General features: G+C 67.1%; 11 protein-coding genes and 2 pseudogenes. 3 read left to right on the forward strand and 10 right to left on the reverse strand.

The features are described from left to right. A partial coding sequence (locus tag ACWDA7_RS39085; protein ID WP_450611037.1) for a helix-turn-helix domain-containing protein occupies positions 1–317 on the reverse strand: 317 nt, incomplete at its 3' end. 1,285 nt (positions 318–1,602) lie between these two features. Then, positions 1,603–1,761 (reverse strand): annotated as a pseudogene (locus tag ACWDA7_RS39090) (tyrosine-type recombinase/integrase); the annotation flags it as partial. Positions 1,762–1,903: 142 nt separating this feature from the next. On the opposite strand from ACWDA7_RS39090, the gene ACWDA7_RS39095 reads away from it, so the two are divergent. Next, a complete protein-coding gene (locus ACWDA7_RS39095) occupies positions 1,904–2,863 on the forward strand; it encodes a helix-turn-helix domain-containing protein (protein WP_450611039.1) in 960 nt (319 codons plus the stop codon). Positions 2,864–3,047: 184 nt separating this feature from the next. Here ACWDA7_RS39095 and ACWDA7_RS39100 read toward each other — a convergent pair whose 3' ends face one another. From ACWDA7_RS39100 to ACWDA7_RS39120, 5 genes and pseudogenes are all read right to left on the reverse strand, one after another. Further along, positions 3,048–3,143, reverse strand: a complete 96-nt coding sequence (locus tag ACWDA7_RS39100; RefSeq protein WP_450611041.1) for a hypothetical protein — start codon at positions 3,141–3,143, stop codon at positions 3,048–3,050. A gap of 166 nt (positions 3,144–3,309) precedes the next feature. Next, the gene (locus tag ACWDA7_RS39105; protein WP_450611043.1) at positions 3,310–4,593 is read right to left on the reverse strand and encodes an ISAs1 family transposase; all 1,284 of its coding nucleotides are present in this window, start codon (positions 4,591–4,593) and stop codon (positions 3,310–3,312) included. A gap of 641 nt (positions 4,594–5,234) precedes the next feature. Beyond that, positions 5,235–9,128, reverse strand: coding sequence for a S8 family serine peptidase (locus tag ACWDA7_RS39110; protein ID WP_450611045.1), 3,894 nt, complete (start codon positions 9,126–9,128; stop codon positions 5,235–5,237). Between the two features lie 859 nt (positions 9,129–9,987). Continuing rightward, entirely contained in the window at positions 9,988–11,064 is a 1,077-nt protein-coding gene (locus tag ACWDA7_RS39115; RefSeq protein ID WP_450611056.1) for an IS3 family transposase, read from the reverse strand. Then, positions 10,980–11,252: pseudogene (locus tag ACWDA7_RS39120) on the reverse strand (transposase); the annotation flags it as partial. The gene ACWDA7_RS39115 and the pseudogene ACWDA7_RS39120, both read right to left, overlap by 85 nt. A gap of 198 nt (positions 11,253–11,450) precedes the next feature. Here ACWDA7_RS39120 and ACWDA7_RS39125 point away from each other — a divergent pair. Both ACWDA7_RS39125 and ACWDA7_RS39130 read left to right on the forward strand, forming a co-directional pair. Continuing rightward, on the forward strand, positions 11,451–13,514 hold the full coding sequence (locus ACWDA7_RS39125) for a SpoIIE family protein phosphatase (RefSeq protein ID WP_450611047.1): 2,064 nt from the start codon (positions 11,451–11,453) through the stop codon (positions 13,512–13,514). Between the two features lie 140 nt (positions 13,515–13,654). After that, positions 13,655–13,948: an Imm32 family immunity protein gene (locus ACWDA7_RS39130; protein ID WP_450611048.1), complete on the forward strand. Its 294-nt coding sequence runs from the start codon at positions 13,655–13,657 to the stop codon at positions 13,946–13,948. A gap of 609 nt (positions 13,949–14,557) precedes the next feature. Here the strand turns inward: ACWDA7_RS39130 and ACWDA7_RS39135 are convergent. From ACWDA7_RS39135 to ACWDA7_RS39145, 3 genes are all read right to left on the reverse strand, one after another. After that, positions 14,558–15,439 carry an NAD-dependent epimerase/dehydratase family protein gene (locus tag ACWDA7_RS39135; RefSeq protein WP_450611050.1) on the reverse strand — a complete coding sequence of 294 codons (882 nt, stop codon included), beginning with the start codon at positions 15,437–15,439 and terminating at the stop codon, positions 14,558–14,560. A gap of 383 nt (positions 15,440–15,822) precedes the next feature. Beyond that, entirely contained in the window at positions 15,823–16,824 is a 1,002-nt protein-coding gene (locus tag ACWDA7_RS39140) for a zinc-binding dehydrogenase (RefSeq protein ID WP_450611052.1), read from the reverse strand. A gap of 45 nt (positions 16,825–16,869) precedes the next feature. Further along, a complete protein-coding gene (locus tag ACWDA7_RS39145) occupies positions 16,870–17,487 on the reverse strand; it encodes an NADPH-dependent F420 reductase (protein WP_450611054.1) in 618 nt (205 codons plus the stop codon). Between the last annotated feature and the right edge of the window lie 1,125 nt (positions 17,488–18,612).

Genomic DNA, 18,612 nt, shown 5'->3' on the forward strand with positions numbered 1-18,612 from the left:
CCGGGGACGGCGAAGCCGCGGGCGGCCAGCAGCGGGCGCACCTCGTGGACCGCGCGGGTGATCGTGGAGCGGTCCACACCGTAGAAGACGGCCAGCGCCGCGTGGGGCAGCTGGAAACGCAGGATGACCAGCGTCGCGATCACTCGATCGGTGAACACCAACTGGTGGTCCGGGCCCACTCCCGCGGCGCGGAGCCGGCTGTGACCTCGCCGGTCATGCAACCGGCCCTCCTCGGCTGCCATCCACGGACCGGCCAGCTCGGCGATCAACCTGCCCAGGTGCTTGCGGGAGATGCCGGTGCAGATCCGATGCGACAAGGCCGTGCGGCTGAGGAGTTGTCTCACAACAACCCCAACCCGCACGGCCGTTGTCATCTTCCCGGGCCGACTCTCCGCGCTATCGCACACCACGTCGTAAGACTTTCCCTACGTTCATCAAGGCCCGCGCACGGCGCGGGCGCGCGCCGCCTCTGCGGCGCGGCCTGCCTCCTGTCTCCGCCCCGGCTGGCCGCGCCCGGCGGCGCGCCACGTGCAGCGGGCAAGCACGAGAATGCCCGCACAGCCCGGAAGGTCAGCACGGCGGCATCTCTGCGCGGTTTACGTGGCACGAGCGCGGCCGTCTGCGGCCATGGCCATAGCGCTGTCAAGCCAGGCTGGCTGCGGAGGGGTGGCGTCCGGGCGGGCGACGTCGCCGAGCCGAAAGGCCGGCGGGGAACGAGCGCCGTACCGCCGCCGTCACGGATGCGACAGCGTGAGCGGACCACCGCCGAGAGATGGGCTGAGGGGGAGCCGGCTGCTGCCGCGCTGCGGCTGAGCCCGTCGTGGGCGCTCCGCTGGGTACACCGCCGTGGAGGCTGCAGGATAGTCGCGGCGACGAACCACTGTTCTCGGCCACTGTCGTCAGGGTCGATTGCTGTGGTCGGCAACATGGACGCTGTCCGCCGCATCGGGGATGATCTTCCTCGACGTAAGGCGGGCGCTCGGCCATATTGGGACTACACGCCTGCAATACATCTGCGAACATACCGCTTTATGTCTTCATGCCTGTGCTGTTCGTGGGCAGTGAACGTGCCGCAGGCTGATTCATTCAGTGACAACACCTCCTGACTTTCCTTGCCGTGGAGGCCTGGCATGTTGCATGGCTACGCCTGTCCGCCGGCACCGCGGGGAGAAGCAAAACTCGCTTCTCCTCCGCTGTGACAGGGGCCGGGGACGTGGACGTCTCAAAGACGAGACGGTCGACGTCCGTACGGGCCACGGGTCGACCATCCACGAGAACCGTGGGGAAGGTGAGCGCTGGCATCGCCGACGCCGTCACCAGGCGGCGGGGCCGCGGCGGGGCCGGTTACGAGCCGGGCCCTGGTTGTCGCAGATCGAACGAGCATTAAAGGGAAGTCGTCCTTGCAATTCCAGCAGAGCTTTTCCGGCGAACACCATCATGCTGAGCGGGTTGTAACGGAACGGTCCGGAGTGGACCTGGCTGGGCGCTCGGTCGAGTTGGAACTGATGGATCCGCTGTTCGTCACACCTGATCGGAGCGGCCCTGGCCTTCTGCTGCGTGGCGCCCCGGGGGTGGGAAAGAGCGCGCTGCTGGATGCCGCTGCGGTACGGGCCGCACATCCTCGCTCGGCCGGTTCTTGAGCCCGCGATCATCATGGGTCTCCCCCGAGTCAGTCCACTGCTTGCCAACCGACGGACGAGTCCGGTGAAGCAGTGCAGACCCCCAGCCCGTCTCGGGGAGAACAAGATCAGTCTCCGTCAGGCTAGTGGGCTTACCAAAGGATCTGTGACGCAACCTCGCCAAGAGACGGATAATTGCCAGTTGGTGAAGGTTTGCCAGACTGTGTGGCGGCGATCCACGCCCGCGGGCACTTGAACCTCGACGACCAGGGTTGGTAGACAGCTTGTTTGAAGCTCTTGGGCTCTCGCCCGCCGACAGCACCGTGTACGTGGCGGTGGTCAACCACCCCAAAGCTGACATTGATCAACTGGCTGAGGCGACCGGACTGTCACAATGCCAGATCAGGAGAGCCCTTGCGTACCTCTCCGGGGAGGGGATGGTCAGCAGGCTCCCTGGGCGCCCGATAAAATTTCTCGCCGCTCCCCCCGATGCTGCAGTCGGCAGCCGGATCGCGGCCATCGAATCGGATCTCTGGAAAGCACGGGAAGCCGCACAAAATCTTATGGAGGCCCACAGGGCTGCCTCCCGCTACACTCTTCCCGATCAGTCCCTCGAAGTTCTTTTGGGTCAAGACAGCGTAACTCAACGAGTCATGCAGATCCAGAACAACTCTCGGCATCAGGTTCGAGTATTCGACAAGCCACCGTACGCCATTCCTCCCGGTCACAACCTGGAAAGCGAGCGTCGGCGCCTTCGTGAAGGAATCCGCTATCGAGTCATCTACACAAGGGAGGCCATTTCCTGGCCGGGGCGACTGCAGTCCGACGTGCTCCAATCGGTGCGCCAAGGTGAATTGGCCCGAGTGAGGCCGTACTTGCCCGTGAAAATGTTCCTCGCCGACGAACGTTTGGCGGTCATATCTATCAGTTCCAGTAAACATGTTATTGATGCCGCATATATCGTTCATCCCTCATCCTTGCTTGATGCACTAATTACACTCTTTGAGGATGAGTGGGAGCGCGGAACGCCGGTCTGCTCCAATGAGTCTGAGGAATCGCATCATGACGAAGCTAGGGCATTGCTCGCACTTCTCAACTCCGGACTCACCGACGAAGGGATTGCACGTTCGTTTGGCTGGTCCGCTCGAACCACGCAACGCCGCATTCGCGCATTGATGGAAGAACTGGGGGTCAACACTCGGTTCCAGTTGGGCCGCAGCGCCCACGCTCGCGGTTGGCTCTAGTACTCCAGTAGCGGTTCGCTATTTCGCTGGTCAGATGCGTGATTGTGAGTGTAGCCAGCTGACGGTCCCTCGGATGGACATTCGCGCGGACCGCCAGCCGATCGAGCGGTTTATCCTGTGCGCCTCGGCGGGCTTTGGCAGGCTTCAGCCCCGTCCCGCCCACGAGTCTCGCCGTTAGCTTTTGTCAGACCAGCAGGCAGCCGACCGCCGGGAACAGGCACATCGCGAGCATGAAGTAGACCCCGACCCATGGAGGCGGGGCCCGCGGCCAGCGCTGCACACTCCTCGTCTCTTCCAGGACCGCGTCGACCAGATCGAACGCCAGGACCTAGGCAGCTCGCCCAGATGGCCGGGAGCGAAACGGCCCCCGGCCACCGTGAAGTCGCGGGGGACGGTCGTCAGACCAGGGCCCCGGCGTTCGGTCCGGATGCCCGGGTTCGTGGTGATCATGTGAGTCCGTAGAGGTTGAGGACACGGTGCCGGTCGGCGTGAGCACGCCTGGCGGAGGCGATGTTGACGTAGTCGGCAAGGGTCAGCGCGCCGCGGATCAGGTCCCGCAAGGCGGCAAGGACAGCGGGGGTGTTGCGGGTGTGGATCTGGGAGAGATCTTCTCCGAAGACAACATCACGGACCCAGTGGACGGTGTTCTCCACGGTCCAGTGCCCGCGTGCCCGGGAGGCGATCTCGGCCGCGGTGGCCTGCTCGACGGGCAGGTCGGTGATCGCGTACACGGTCTCGGTGCGCCACCGTTTCATGTCGGCCGTGCGGCGTTTGCGCTGGATGCGCAGGACCTGGCGGGCATGCGGGAAGAGCAGGTTGTTGACGGTGACGACCTGGACGTGGCGCTGTTCACGGCGGCCGTGGCCGGCGCTGTCGTTACGGTGGATGACGGGGATGGCCTTCCAGGGCAGATTCTGCAGCTGCTGGGCGAGCTTCTTCCGGTTGGCCTTGATGGTGAACAGGTAGTGGGCGCTGCGCTGTTCGACGAGGTAGGTGACATGGGCGCGCTGGGCGTGCAGGGCGTCCACGGTGATCACGTCGTCCTTGAGGTCGGCATCGTCGACCTGGTCCAGCAGGGGCTGGAACTCGGGGATTTCGGTGGTCTTCGCGCCGATCTCACGGGAGGCCAGGGTGATGCCGTCGCCGTGCCGGACGGCGGACAACACGAAGACGCGGCTGCCGTCCGGTCGCCGGGCGCCACGCAGGCACTTGCCGTCCACCGCCACCGCCCGTCGCCGGGCTGCGGGCGCTTGGGCGGCCTGCTCGGCTTGGCGGTGAGCACGGCGTTGTTCCCGCTCGATCAGTCCATCGGGTGTGCGCCTGGTGGGTGCTTGTCGTGCGGCGTTTTCCAACGGGCGCAGGTAGGCGAAGCCGGCCGCGCTGACCTGGGCCGGATCGAGCAGGCCCAACACGCGGCGGAACGTCTTCTCGCTCGGGACGCGGAAACCATCGAGCAGCAGGTCGTAGGGCAAGCCGAAGGCGGCCAGTTCCGGGGCAGTGGCGTGCTGGCACCACTCCGCCACGGCCGTGAGCGAGTCGTTCCCGGCCGGTGTCATCGCGCAGATCGACAAGGCCAGCAAGGACGGCAGCGTGAACCGCCTGCCCTGCCGTGCGCGGGGATCAGGAACCCGCGCCAACTCGGCGACCAAGTACCGCACTTCATCCGAGCTTCGGGGCGGGATCGGGACACGGGACGGAACAGCGATGTGGGATGATGGTGGAACGAACACGGCAACCTTGCAGATCCTGAGGCGTAGACACCTTCATGATCCACAAGGGCCGTGTTCGTCTGCATTCGGGGGACGCCACCGTCACCGAAGCTGTCGCAGCGGGCGCTGCGCGAGGTGCACGGCGTCACTGACACCCACCCCACTAATACCAAACCGGCACATCGCAGTTCACGCCTCCGGAGCAGCGGGTGCCACGGAGGGCGGCGGCCCGCTGCGGCTTCGTCAGGTGGAGGTCGACCCCGACGAGCTGTCCCGTGAAGCCGAGTCGCGACCTCTTTCATGGGAAACGAGGTGACTCGTACCGTGGAGTAGGGGCTCCGTCGGATCCGAACCAGGCTGCGAGGTAGGCGACTTGGCGTGGGCATGGACGAACTCGGGTGGTTCAAGAGCAGTGTGCGGCGCACGAACCTGAATCGAAGAGACGGACCGTCGTGACGACGACGCTCGGGGACGACCTCATGCTTCCCTGCGTGATTTCGAGCAGCTCTGCAACGGCCACCGCCCGCGTCAGGGCATCGCGAATGCCCACCTGCCGGCGCCGATCGTCATGATGGGGCACGGATGGGCGGGGAGCGGTTGACCGCTCCCCGCCCCGCTGTCAGCCGATGGCCCGCGGGCCGTCGGTCATGTCATTGCCTTTGTCAGTAGGAGAATTGCTGGATCTGGGCGTCATACAGCCCGAAGGTCCATCCCGTACGTGTTGCCGGGTCCAGCTGCACGAGGCGCGGCATGTACTGCAGCAGATCGCTCGACGCTGCTGCCGCCTGACTGAAGCCGGACAAAGTCCGTACCGGCTGACCGGTCGTGAGATCGGTGACCTGCATCTGGGCGGTGGCGTTGTTGTCCGCGATCCATCCCTGCTGATGGCCGCTGGGAATCCCCGCCGGCAGGTCGAAACCGGCCACCGCAAGCTGGTTCGTGCTGTCGATCGCCAGTGAGGTGGCCGTACCGGTCCGGATGGGGATCTGCCTGCTGGTCTGGTCGTCACCGACGACCGTGGTGAGGACGCTGGTGGGCGCGATCGAGCGATTCGCCGAGCGTGCGGTCAGCCCATACAGGGTGCCGGCACTGTCGGAGGCGAGATCTTGGGTGCACCGGGAGGCGGACCCCGCACTCGTCACGGTCCCGGTGCCCAGATCCACCCGGGGCACGTCTACATTCCCGGTGCAGCCGCCGGCGGTGCGAGTCGACATCAGGCTGACATCACCGGTGGTGGAATCGATGTCGATCAATTGCCACGGGAACAGTCCGACCGCGTCCGGCAGCGGGATCAGTGATGCGCCGGACCCGGTGGACAGATCGATGGGCAGCAGTGCGCCAGCGCCCTGTGTCGAGCCCCTGAGCAGCACGGCGGCCCGGTTCCGGGCGGGGTCGACCTTTCCGGTCACAAACGTGTAGCCGGTGGGCACCGTCACATCGCCGACCAGGGTGTCCGTGGCGGTGTTCCAGGTCTCCAGCGACACACCGCCGCCGTCCCAGGCATCCTCCTGGTGGACGAGCAGGGCGTGGTGCGTGGCGGGTATCACGCCGAGCACGCCGTAGACCGAGTTGGGGGCGTCGCTGGTCAGGAGAGTGCCGTAGGTGCCGGTGGTGGGGTCGTAGTGCCGTACCACCGCCCCTCCCGATGGCATCCTCAGGGCGGCCAGGGAGTCCGTGCCGGCAATGGCGAAGCTGGTCACGGTGCTGTCGCCGGGGGCGAGTCCGTCATCGACCTCCAGCATGGACGTCGGCGAGGCCTGGCCGAGGACGCGGCCCCGGCTGTCGAGGGCGAGCACTCGTACGTTGTAGAACTCGGAGGTTCTCAGGCCGAGTTTCAGCGCGTCGAGGCGTACTGTGCCAGAGGTGGCGGGCAGCTTGTGATGGGCCGCGGAGGGGGTGTCCACGCCGTCATCGTCCAGCTTCGTGCCGTTGGCGTTGGTGAAGGTGTTGAATCCGCTGAGCGCCGGAGCGGGTGCGGAGAACTCCACCTGCGCCGACGCCGCTCCGGGCACGTCGCGCACGTCGTAGCCCAGGCTGAAGGCAGGCTTGGCGCGGTTGACCTCGGAGCTGTGGCCCGCCGGCCCGCTCGCGCCGGTGATCAGCGGTGCGGCCGGGCGGTCGGCCGCGGAGCTGCCCTTGATCCGAATCGGGGCGAACTCCCCGTAGGTGTTGAGGGAGGGAAGGCTCGGGTTGTTCGTGATCTGGGAGATGCCGATGCCGTAGATCCCGCCACCCCCGTCGAACGCGCTCGCGGGAATGGTGACGGTCCCTGTAGTGGCCTTCAGATCCTGGTGCCACGCGGCGGTGAAGGTGGGTGCGAGGAGCGGGTTCCAGTGGCCCACGGTCGAGAGCAGGAGCTGGGGGTTGCTGAGGTTGGTGACGCCGGTCAGGTCGTAGTGCACCGTGACCGCCTGACCTGCCGAGACGACGGCCGGGGCTCGGGGTGCGGTGGCCTCGAGGTAGCGGCCGTCGCTGGGTCCGATGGCCAAGGTGCGGTGCACGCCGGCCCGCACCCGTCCGTGGAGCAGGACGCGGTAGTCGAGCTGGATGGTGCGATCCCGGGTGGAGACCACGGGCAGGTGTGCCGCGGCGAGCAGTTGCTTCGGCATCACCCGAATCGCCGGATGGTTGGACCGCCACACCGTGGAGCCGACGGTGAGCGTGTACTGCGCCCCCGCTCCGCTCGGCACTCCTGTGACATCGCCGGCGAAAGTGACCGGGCCGACCAAGCCCTCACCGTTGCCACCGGAGGCCATGTCGCCGAGATCGATGCGGTTCTGGTAGGTCCCCTCCGTGAAGCGGCCGCCGAGTGCGCCGAACGTGACCCGGTGTGCGACCGCAAGCCGGACGATGGCAGGGTCGGCAGAGCTGCCGCTCTTGCTTCCCAGGGCCTTCTCGGTAGCGGCGGTGACGTCGATCTGCGGTCCCACATGCAGGGGCCGGTCGATCTGCGCCGGGCTGGAGACCGGGCGTGCGGTGCTCTCCAACAGGGTACGGACCTGCGCGGGTGTCAGGTGGTGTCCGGCCAGGCGGGAGGCCTGCAGCACCACCGCGGCCGCCGCCGCGATCTCCGGCGCGGACGCCGACGTGCCTCCGCTGAGTACGACGTTGACGTCCGAGGGGCCCCCGGCCGGGGTGCCGAGCGTCGCAACGGGGTGTTCGAAGGAGATGATGTTGTCGCTGGGAGCGGACAGGTCGACGCGACTGCCGAAACCAGACGAGAATACGCCGAATCCGCTGATGCGGGTCTCGGCGACGGTGCCGTTGGTGGACCGGCCGGCCGGGGCGGCGAGCGTGTCGTCCAACGTGGTGCCGCCGGCAGCGATGGCGCCCGAGTCGAGGACCTTCGTGGGCGTCGTGGACATCGCGTCGTCGTCGATGGACGTGGCCTCGGCGGCGTCGCGGGCGGTGTCCGTGGGTGTGCTTCCGCCGTCCGGGCCGACCGCCGCTCTGGTGTACATGCGGGTGCCGTCGTTGGAGGAGATCGACACCACGATGCCGTACTGGTGGACGATGTACTCGACGACGTTGTGGATGACCGGGTCATCCTCGAAGTAGCGGCCCGGGAAACCCACCGCATCGGTGCCGACGCCGAGGCTGGCGGTGATGACGTTCGGCCGGGGCGACTGGTTGGCCGCTGCCAGCAAAGCGCCCGCTATCTGGTCGGTCGTCGGCCGCTGGGGAACCACGAGCCGGTACTTGGCTCCGGGGGCTATACCCAGCAAGTCGGTGTAACCGCTGCCGGTCCGGCCGGGACGCTGACGGTCGTGCGGCAGCGGGGCCATCACCCCGAAGTCCAGCATGACCTCGCCCAGACTGGCGTCCTCGTTCTCCACGGTCGCGGTACCGCTCAAGCTGCCGTTCTCGTCGGCAACGTAAGTGGGAATCAGCGGCATCGACGGCAGATCGAGGTAGCGCTGTCCATTCCGCAGCACCGTGGTGGCCCCGGCGCCCTGCGCGTAATGGTCGCTGTCGTTCGCCATCGACTCGTCGATCAGGTCGCCGAGCGACACATTGGTGATGATCTCGCCGGCTCCAGGCATCTGCCCGAACTTGCGCTTCAGGGTGGAGAAGGCGCCCACCGCGTTGACCCCGCCGGCGTTGAGCAGCGACTGGGCGGAATAGGCCAGATCGTAATTGGTCGGTATCGCACCCGTCGACGCTGAAGGGGTCCTGGCTGCCGCCGCAGCGGCAGCGGCTCGCACCGCCCTCGAAGACAGCGGCTGCGCCCCTGTGTTCATCGTGTTCACATAGCGATTCGGTTCAGCGAAGGCGACTCCAGACGTTCCCTTGAGGGTGCGGGCGACCGCCGCCGAATCCCGGTCCTTCATGTGGACCACGTACGCCCGGGGCACGCCGGAGACGCCGGATCGCAGGCGCGGCGTGGCGGACGAGGAGGTGGACGCCTGCGGCAGCGAGGGCAGGGCCGGCAGCAGCGATGTGGCGCCCGCCGCGTGCAGCGCCTTGTTCAGCGCGGCGTTGCTGGTCTGGGGAGCGCGGGCCGCCATCCGGTTACCTGTCAGCGCACCTCCGGTCACCGAGGTGTTCGCGTCCAAGGTCAGCAGAACCTGGCCCGGAACCACCCCCTGCCGCTGCTTCGGCAGATGTGACGCTGATGAGTTGCTGCCAAGCGGCGTCTTGACGGTCGGCGACTGGCCGGAAGCAGTGGCCGCAGAGCCGGATCCGGGGGATCTCAAGGGCATCGCGGCCGCGGGTATCGCTACGGCCGCAGTGATGGCCACAAGCGCGACACCGACGGCACCAAGCCGTCTACCGCGCGTATGGGCATACGTCATGGGACACCTTTCATAAGGAGCGGATCCGCGAGCACGGATCCACACCGGAAGGCGCTGCCCGCTCGAACGTGCCCAGGACAGCGCCAGCTTGAACGTGAAAGATGTCAATCGCGGCCAATGAAACACAAGATTACGAGGCTGGCGAATTTCTGCCCTGTGGCCGGAAGCTGCCACAGAAATTGGCGGGGTGGTATGGAATTTGGCGTGCTCGGGCTTGCGGAAGAAACAGAACACGTCTACGTGGCACTGGTCCGGCAGCTTCGCTGTCCTCACCCTCTACGGCCTCACATGATCACCATGAACCGGGACATCCGGACCGAACGCCGGGGCCCTGCCATGGCCCATGCTGCTCTCACCGAACCGGATCGGCTGTGGTCGGCGCAGGAGGTCTTGTTGCGTCAACACCCAGCCCGGTGCCGGCGGCGGCCGGGGTCTACGGGTGGCACTTCGAAAAGGCTCCCTGCGCTGACCTCGCTGCCGGGCGCCTGCTTTACGTCGGCATAGCCCCGCGACACATGGCGAACCGGTCCAGCACGCAGAACCTGCGCAAGCGCGTGCGGTATCACTACCGGGGCAATGCGGCCGGTGAAGTTCCCCCTTGAGCGTGGACAGCGGGTGGTTACGCTGCGGGGGCGAGGTCTTGTGCCGTCAGTGCCCTGGTTTCGACGGGGGTGACGTACCCGTAGACGGGATGCTTGCGCAGGCGGGTGCGGTTGTACTCGACCTCTATAAAACGGAAGATGTCGGCACGGGCGGCCTCGCGGGACTCCCAGACCGTGGTCCCGATCTCCGCTTTCAGCAATCCGAAAAAGCTTTCGCCGGCCGCGTTATCGTAACACGAGCCCGTTCTGCCCATGCTCTGTCGCAACCCCAACTCCCTTATCGCCTCGCGGTATTCGTGTGAGGTGTATTCCGATCCGCGATCCGAGTGCGCGATGCAGCCTGTCTGCAGGCCGCCGCGGCCAGCTGCCATCTTCAGTGCGTCGACGACCAGCTCGGCGCGGTGGTGATCGGCCATCGCGTACCCGACCACCTCGCGTGTGGCCAGGTCGATGACCGTGGCGAGATACCACCAGCCGGCCAGCGTGGGCAGGTAGGTGATGTCCGAGACCAGCTTGGTGCCCGGCTCGGCGGCGGTGAAGTCGCGTCCGACCAGGTCCGGCGACGGGGCCGCCTTCCTGTCCGGCCGAGTCAGGCTGCGGCGCTTGCGGCGCGTGATCCCGCGGATGTCGCGCTCGCGCATCAGCCGCTCGACCTTCTTCCGGTTGATCCGCCGCCCCTTCCTGCGCAGCGCCGCCGTGATCCTGGGGGCACCGTATGCGCGGCGGGACGCCGTGTGGATCTGCCGGATCTCGGCAACCAGCTCGTCCTCCCGACGGGCCCGTTCCTCGGCCGCCGGCCGGGCGGTGAGGTAGGCGTAGTAGCCCGAACGGGATACCTCAAGCACCCTGCACATCAAGGTGACACTGTGACCACCGGGGTTGTTCTCGGTGGCCTTCTCCGCGTCGATGAACGCGTAGCACGCGGCTACTTCGTCGACTCCTTTGCGAAGAAGGCCACCGCTTTTTTCAAGATCTCGATGGTCTGCTGCTGTTCCCGGTTCTCCTGCCGCAGGCGGCGCAGCTCTTCCTTCTCGTCGCTGGTCAGTGCGCCGGCTGGGCCTTGACCCCGGTCGGCCTTGTCCTGGTTTACCCAGTTCCGAAGCCCCTCCGGGCTTACGCCGATCTCCCGGGCGACCTCGGTGACCGTCTTCTCCGACGATCGGACCAGCGCGACCGCGTCCCTCTTGAACTCGGCCGTGTACCGCTTGCTCGTGTTGCTCTCTTGCTCACTACCTGGAACTGCTTCCTCTGAGACCTTCCGTCCCAGTATCAGGCTGTCCAGCCCGGAGGGGGAGCTTCACACTGACTCCCGCCCTCTCTCGTTGTCTCTCAGCGTTCGCGACACCCCTCCGACACGCTCAGATGACGGCCCAAGCCGAGCAGGCCGGCCACCCAGAGCCCTGACGTCCGACACGTCTTGCGAAGCGAGGGAGCGGCGCGTGGGAGCCAGGAGCAGGCTGGTTAGTGGAGGTGGGTTGCCGTGGTACAAAACGAAGCCATCTCGCCCGTCGAGGATGCCGCAGCACTGGCAGTTCTGTTCGACCAGTCCCCTACCGACCTGCTGATCTTGGACCCGGAGCTACGAATCCTGCGGATCAACCCCACCAGGCCGCTTCTGCACGAAGTACCCCTTGAACAGATCACGGGCCGAGACTTCACCGACGTATATGACCTTTCCGAACCCGGTGAGGTGGAGGCGATGCTGCGCGGCGTGCTGGAGAGCGGGGCTCCCGTACGGGAGCGACTGGTGGGGGTACATCTGAAGGGCGCGCCGGGGCCGAAGTACCTGTTCTCCGTCTCGGCATTTCGTCTGGAGAGCCGGCAGGGGAGGATCCTGGGGGTGCTGGTGGAGGGGCTCGATGTCACCCAACGCGAAAAGGCAGCCGCCAGGCTGCGTGTCTTCGACTCGGTGCGCGAGCAGGTGGGGCGGACCCTCGACGTGGTGGCCACCTGCCAGGAACTGGTGCAGGCGCTGGTGCCGGACTTCGCCGACATCGCCGTGGTGGAAGTGGTGGACGCAGTGATACGTGGAGAGGACCCTCCGCTGAGCCCTCTGGGACGGGAGGTGCCGCTGCGCCGTACCGCCTTCGACTACAGCGGCGGCGAGGAGCAGATCCAGGCACATCCGGTGGGTGACGTGCGCGCTCTACCGTTCCCCACGCCGTACGCCCAGACGCTGGCCGACCTCAAGCCCCGCCTCGTCGCCCTGGGCCCCGACACGCCCTGGCTGGCCGCCGTCCCGTCGTGCGCCGAGGTGATCCACGCATCCGGTGCCCGCAGCCTGATCACTGCACCCCTGACGCTGCGTGGAACCGTGCTGGGACTGCTGAGCCTGTACCGCACCGATGAGGCGGACGCCTACAACGAGGACGATGTCACCCTCGCCCTCGCAGTCGCCGCTCGCACCGCCCTGTGCATCGACAACGCCCGCCGCTACACCCGCGAGCACACCATCGCCTCGACAATCCAGCGCCACGTGCTGTCCCCTCGCGCTGCGACGCGGACGACCGTGGAAACCGCGCGCCTGCACGTGCCATCCGAGGTGGGCGGAGGCGGCGGGTACGACGCCTTCGCCCTGTCCGGCGCCCGCACCGCACTGGTGGTCGGCGACGTCGCCGGCCACGGCATCCACGCGGCCACCACCCTGGGACAGACACGGACCGCCATCCACTCCCTGGCCGCACTCGACCTGGAGCCCGACGAGCTCCTGGCACGCCTCAACGACACCGTCACAAACCTGGCCCAGGAACGCGCAGCCCTGCCGCCCGGCGACCCCCTGCACCGAGAGCCGCTCACGGGAAGCTGCGTCTACGCGATCTACGACCCGCTCGCCCGGACCTGCACCATCGCCCTGGCCGGCCACCCCCCACCCGTCATCGCCCACCCCGACGGGAGGACCGAGATCCCCGACCTGCCCAGCGGACCGCCCCTGGGCACAGCCGAGGGACCCCCCTTCGCCGCCACCACGATCTCTATCGCCGACGGCAGCGTCCTCGCCTTCTACACCGCATCCCTCCTGCACACCTCCCCGTCCCCGGACACCCTCCAACGGGTGCTGGCCCAGCCCGACCGGCCACTGCAGGATCTATGCGACGACGTGCTCTACCGGCTGCGGACCGACACCCGCGACGGCGACGTCATCCTCCTCCTCGCCCGCACCCACCCATTCCCCGCCGACCAGGTCGCTACCTGGCATCTCGACCAACACGCCAAAGCTGCCGCCACGGCGCGCACCCACGCCCAACACCAACTCACCCATTGGGGAGTGGATGAGGAAACCGCCTACACCACCGAAATGATCGTCAGCGAACTGGTCACCAACGCCGTCCGCTACGGCACCCCGCCCCTGCGGCTGCAGCTCATTAAGGACCGCACCCTCACCTGCGAGGTCCACGACGGCAACCCCCTCGCGCCGCGGTTGCGCCACGCCAAGACAGTCGACGAAGGCGGGCGTGGCCTGTTCATCATCGCCCAACTCGCACAGAACTGGGGCGTCCGCTACTCCCTCGACGGCAAGACCGTCTGGGCCGAGCAGACTCTCTGACTCAATTGGCCAGCGCGTGAGGCAGGTCAAGTGCGGCAGGACAGAAGACCAACGAGGCTGCTGCGCCGATGGGTTGAGACTTCGAATGCCTCCCTCAACGCCTCCGGAGTCGTGTGCGGCAAACCGGCATGATGCCAGCCATGACTTCCGAAGCCAACAGCACCCCGCCCGTGAGCACCGAGGTTACGGTCGTGACCGATGGCGTCGCCCAGGTCTTCACCTGGGAAGACGATGCGCGCATCACGGTCCGGAGCCTTGGTGCTGAGGTCGTGATTAAGGCGAATGCCGCTGGACTCAGAACGCTGGCCGGCCACCTGCTCACGCTCGGCAAGGACGGCGTTCCCGATGGGAGCCATCTGCACTTGGAGGACAGTAACGGTCTGGCAGAGGGGTCCGTCGGGTTGGTTTTAGAACGAAGCGACGAAGACGACTGAGGCAAGCCCACGGCCCCAGTCACAAGGCCCGATGACCCTGCCTGTCGAATGCGTGTCGAAGTTAGGTGGAGCAGTGGCGCACTTGGCGTGACTGTGCAGGTCACGCGCTATGGCGAGTGCGAGCGTCCAAGCGCCTTCTAAGCACTTGGCCGCAGGTTCGGGTCCTGCAACGGAAGTGCGGCGGTGGTTTGCTATACAGCAGCGGGGTACAGCAACCATCGCAACCGCTGGTCGCTATCAACGGCCATCGATGACCGCACGCCCAGCGTGCTGGACCGTAGTGGCCTAGCAGCCGAGGGTTCAGGACGAAGAGGTCCGAGTCGAGCCAGTGAGCCGAAGACCGACCGGATCCTGTGATTCGCCCCCATGTGTCCCCCGAAATGGGCCAATTTCGAGTTTGGCCAGGTCAGCAGGGGCCCAACTGGCCCGCTGGAAGGCTGCCGGGCATGGCGAGGGAGACCGTTGATCAGCTGGCGGAAGCGTCACCGCGGGCTCAGGGTTCTGGCTGGCCTGGGGATATCCCGGACCCGGGCGGATGCCCTTGCATCGGTGCATTCGGTTCCCGTAGCGAGCTGGCCTGGTGCCGATCCACGCACATGCCGTGCTTGCTCACTCGAAGGACGTAGCGGCGATGTCCTCCAGTACCGTCAGGCCCGACGGCGACCAACCCAGGACACGCCGTGCGGTCTCGCCCGACGCCTGCTGATCGAGCAGCAGCGCTTCGCCGTGCAGTCCGAGCCGCTCGAGTGTCTGCGCCGCGGGCTCGACCTGGACCCGGCCGGACAGGCCGACGGACTGACTCACCGCTTCGGTGATCTCACGGACGGTGGGGTTCACGCCGCTCGCACCGAGGAAATACGAGCCCGCAGAAGCCTTCTCCAACGCGAGTATGTACAGCTCGGCGACGTCGTCCACGTGGACCGTACTCCAGTGTTGGTCCCCGGGGCCGATCATGGTGAGCGCGGGAGCGTCCCCGGCGGTTCTCTGACCGGCGGCAACCAGGTTCAGCAGTCCGCCGCCGCGACCGTAGACCACGGCCGGCGCCACAACCGAGGAACGCACACCCGGCGCTGCGCGGACACGCTCGGCGATGGGCACGCGCCACGCCGTCAGTCGCGGGGGGTTCATCGGGGTCGACTCGGTGATGGCGCTGCCACTGCCGTGGTCCCAGACGCCTGTGGTGTGCACGAAGGCCTTGCCGGTGTTCTGTAGTGCTCGGAGCATGTTGGCGACGGCCACCTCTTCGACGGCCGCGCCGGTCTCGTCACCGGGCGACGCCAGATGGATGACGCCGTCGCTTTCCGCGACGAGTTTGTGGATGGCCCCACCGTCCGATAGGTCGGCAATCGCCGCTTCGGCGCCCTTGGCGCGGACGACTTTCGCTTTGTCGCTGTTCCGCACCAGAGCGGTGACTTGATGACCCTTGGCGATGAGTTGTTCGAGCACGGTTCCGCCGATGTAGCCGGTGCCGCCGGTCAGTAGTACGCGCATGATGTCTCCTCGGCCATCTATCTCAAGTTCGAACTACTCATCCGCTTTACACGCGTTTACACGCGCCATTCGACTGGCCGAGGCCGGGGAGGCACTCCCGCCGGAGGCCCGTGCCGCCCTGGAGGCGGGCCCGCTGCGCGTCGGCGACGCCGAAGCGGCGATCAGGCCCCAGCCGGGGTCGTGGAACCCGGCGCACATTCGTCCGTCGGTACGGGGGGGAAGCAGCGCCAAGGCCTGCTCGGCAGCCCCGTTGACGACTTCCGGAGTGGCGCTCGCCTTGCCCAGGACCTCAAGCCCCCGCAGCACGGCAAGTAGGAGGGGGTGTCGGACAGTGAAGGACTGCGTTGGACCTTCGATCAGGACATCCGTACAGACGGCGGCTATCAGGGGCGGACGAGGACGGCGCCGACCTTGCCGGGCCGTACTGCGTGCTCCACGGCGGTGGTCAGCTCGCCAAGGCTGTACGTAGCGGCCACGTCGAACTGGTCCGTGAGCGCCAGCGCGATCTGCTTCGCGGTCGCGATGTCGGATGCCCGCCTGTCGGCGGAGGCCTCCAGCAGCCACCGGCCGAGGGTTGCGCCGCTTAGCGTCAGCGACTGGTGCAGCAGCGTCGATGCATGAACCGTGATCGGCTCTTCGGCGAGCTGCCCGTAAACGACCAGCTTCCCACCAGGTGCCAACAGGCCCAAAAGGTCCTCCACAAGCTTCCCGCCGATCGGGTCGAAGACCACACTCACCGGATGGCCGCCCGCCGCCCTGCGGACTTCGTCGGCCCAGCCCGGGTGCTCTGTCGCCACGACCGGCACGTCCGGGAACCGCTTGCGCAGCTCGGCGGCACCGCTGTCGCTGCGGACGACATTGACGAGCGGCAGGTTGTGGAACTGGCACACGCCCGCCACCAGCCGCCCGACCGACGAGCCCGCGGCGGTCTGCACCAGAAGGCCGTTGTATCCGAAGGCCGGGTGCTCCTGTGCCTCACGGCGCAGCATCACCGCAGTGAGCGGGTTCACCATCATCTGCGCGGCGACCTCGTCCGGCAGCTCGTCCGGAACGGCGACGACCACTTCGGCATCCGCCACGATCCACTGGGACCACGCCCCTGGATGGAGGAAGACCGCTACGCGGCCGCCGACCTCGACACCCGGCGCCACGCGCGTTCCCGGGCCGATCGCCTCCACCACGCCGGTGGCCTCCACGCCGCCCAGAACCGGCTCTGTAGCCGTCCCGGGGTAGGCCTCGATGGCGAGGAGATCACCGCGGTGCACTGCGAAGGCCGTGGTGCGGATGAGGACTTGGCCGTGCTCAGCCGCAGGCTTCGGCTCCTCGATGACGGTCAGGACGTCGGCGGGTGGCCCGCCGCGGGTGTAGACGACTCGACGGTTCATGATTCTCCTCCTGCGCGCTGGTAATTGTGTGGCTTGGCCAGGGCGTCAGCCGACGTCCTGCAGCAGCAGGTGCTTGGCGCTCAGTGCTCCGTCCAGTTGCATCAGCCGCCCGCCCTCACGCAGACCGCCAAGGTCCAGGGCGGCGAATCCGAATTGGTCCAGCAAGCCGGCCACGGCTGCCTTCGCGTCGGCGTCGTCGCCCGCATAGAAGGCCACCAGCCGTCCTTCGGCGTGCCGGGGGTCCGCGGCGATGAACGGGCCGTACAGGGTGTTGAGAGCCTTCACGATCCGGGCGCCGGGAAGGTGGCGAGCAACCCACTCGCTGCCCGTGAGGTCACCGACGTCGTACCGGCCCCGGTAGGGGTTGGCCGCCGCGAACTGATTCGTCGTGTCGACGACGATCTTCCCGGCCCAGCTGGTGAGGTCTGTCAGTTCCGGCACGGCGAAGAACGGCACCGCGAGGAAGACGAGCTCCGGCTCCGCCGCCTCCTCGGCCGTTACCGCGCGGGCCTTCGGCCCCAGCTTGCCCACGAGGGCTTCGAGAGTCTGGGGACCCCGGCGGTTGCCGATGAGTACCTCATGGCCGTGGCGGATGGCCTTGTCGGCGACCGCCTGCCCCACCTCTCCTGCGCCGAGCACGCCAATGGTGCGGGGTGTGGTCATGGTCTTCTTCCTCGCTCGCGTGCCGAAACCGTGCGAGCTGCCCGCCGTCAGCCCGAGCCGACCCGGCGGCGTGTTCAGCCTGCAGAGACCCACAGCGGGAACCGACGTCCTCGTTACCGGCGGGAGCCATCGGCATTCCGTCTATTTGTTTGGTTATGTACCTACTAGCAGATAACTCGGACGCGGGTGTTGCAACCGGCGGGGCGCGTGCCGGCCACGGCACGGACGCCTGGGATGATGGCGGGGATCCGGTTGAGCGAGAACTCGACCTGCCGCAGGCCTGCCTGGGCGTGTGCGGCGGCGTCAAGCTCTGCTTCCCCCAGGCATCCCCCGCCAACTCCAGTCTCAAGGGAACTCGCAGGTCAGCGACCCAGGGCGGCTTCGCCGCCCGCCGTGGGGCAGGTAAATGGCACACCAAACACCCCGTAGCCCTTGATCAACACCGTGGCGCGGGGTCGCACCACAGGAGGCGAGGTCAGCTACCTGCAGTTTTGCCCACCCGCGTCAGTATTTACGCGTCAGATGAGGGGAACGGAGCCCGCTGTAAATCTGCCATGGCGCCCTAGCCGGGCCGTGTCGGGGCCGTGCGAGGGTGCCCGAGGTCCACCAACAATGACAGAAGCCCACGGCATCTGAACTGGTCAGAGCCGTGGGCCTGTACTGCCTCGCTGATCAGCCGGTCGGCTGATCAGTACCTGCACAACTCGTTCCACGGTCGGCTCACGGAAGTGAGATTCCAAGCCCGCCAGCGGGCACGCGAGTTGGCCGTCAGCGCATAGCCCTTCGGGCTGACATCACCAGCTGACATCAACGGCGGCGAACGATGGCGCACGGAAGCGGCCACAGCCGGATCGGCGAGCGGCCAGTAGGCCCCGTTCCTGCACGCCGCACCGCGCTGCGAGCGAACTTGTAAGGCGAAGGTCAGCCCGGGCGGAGCGGGGAACGGGGCCGGCGGAGTGCAGGCGCGGCCCGGGCCCGATTGCGTACCGCAGTGAAGGCCCTCGTTGTCCTGGTCTTTGTCCAGTGCGTGGACTCTGGTGCGGAATTCCGCTTGATCAGCCAGCGAGTTGGTAGCTGAGGCGGGTGAGGCGGCTGGTTCGGTTGCGATCGAGGGGATGCCCGCTC

The sequence above is a fragment of the Streptomyces sp. NPDC001156 genome, from assembly GCF_053598275.1.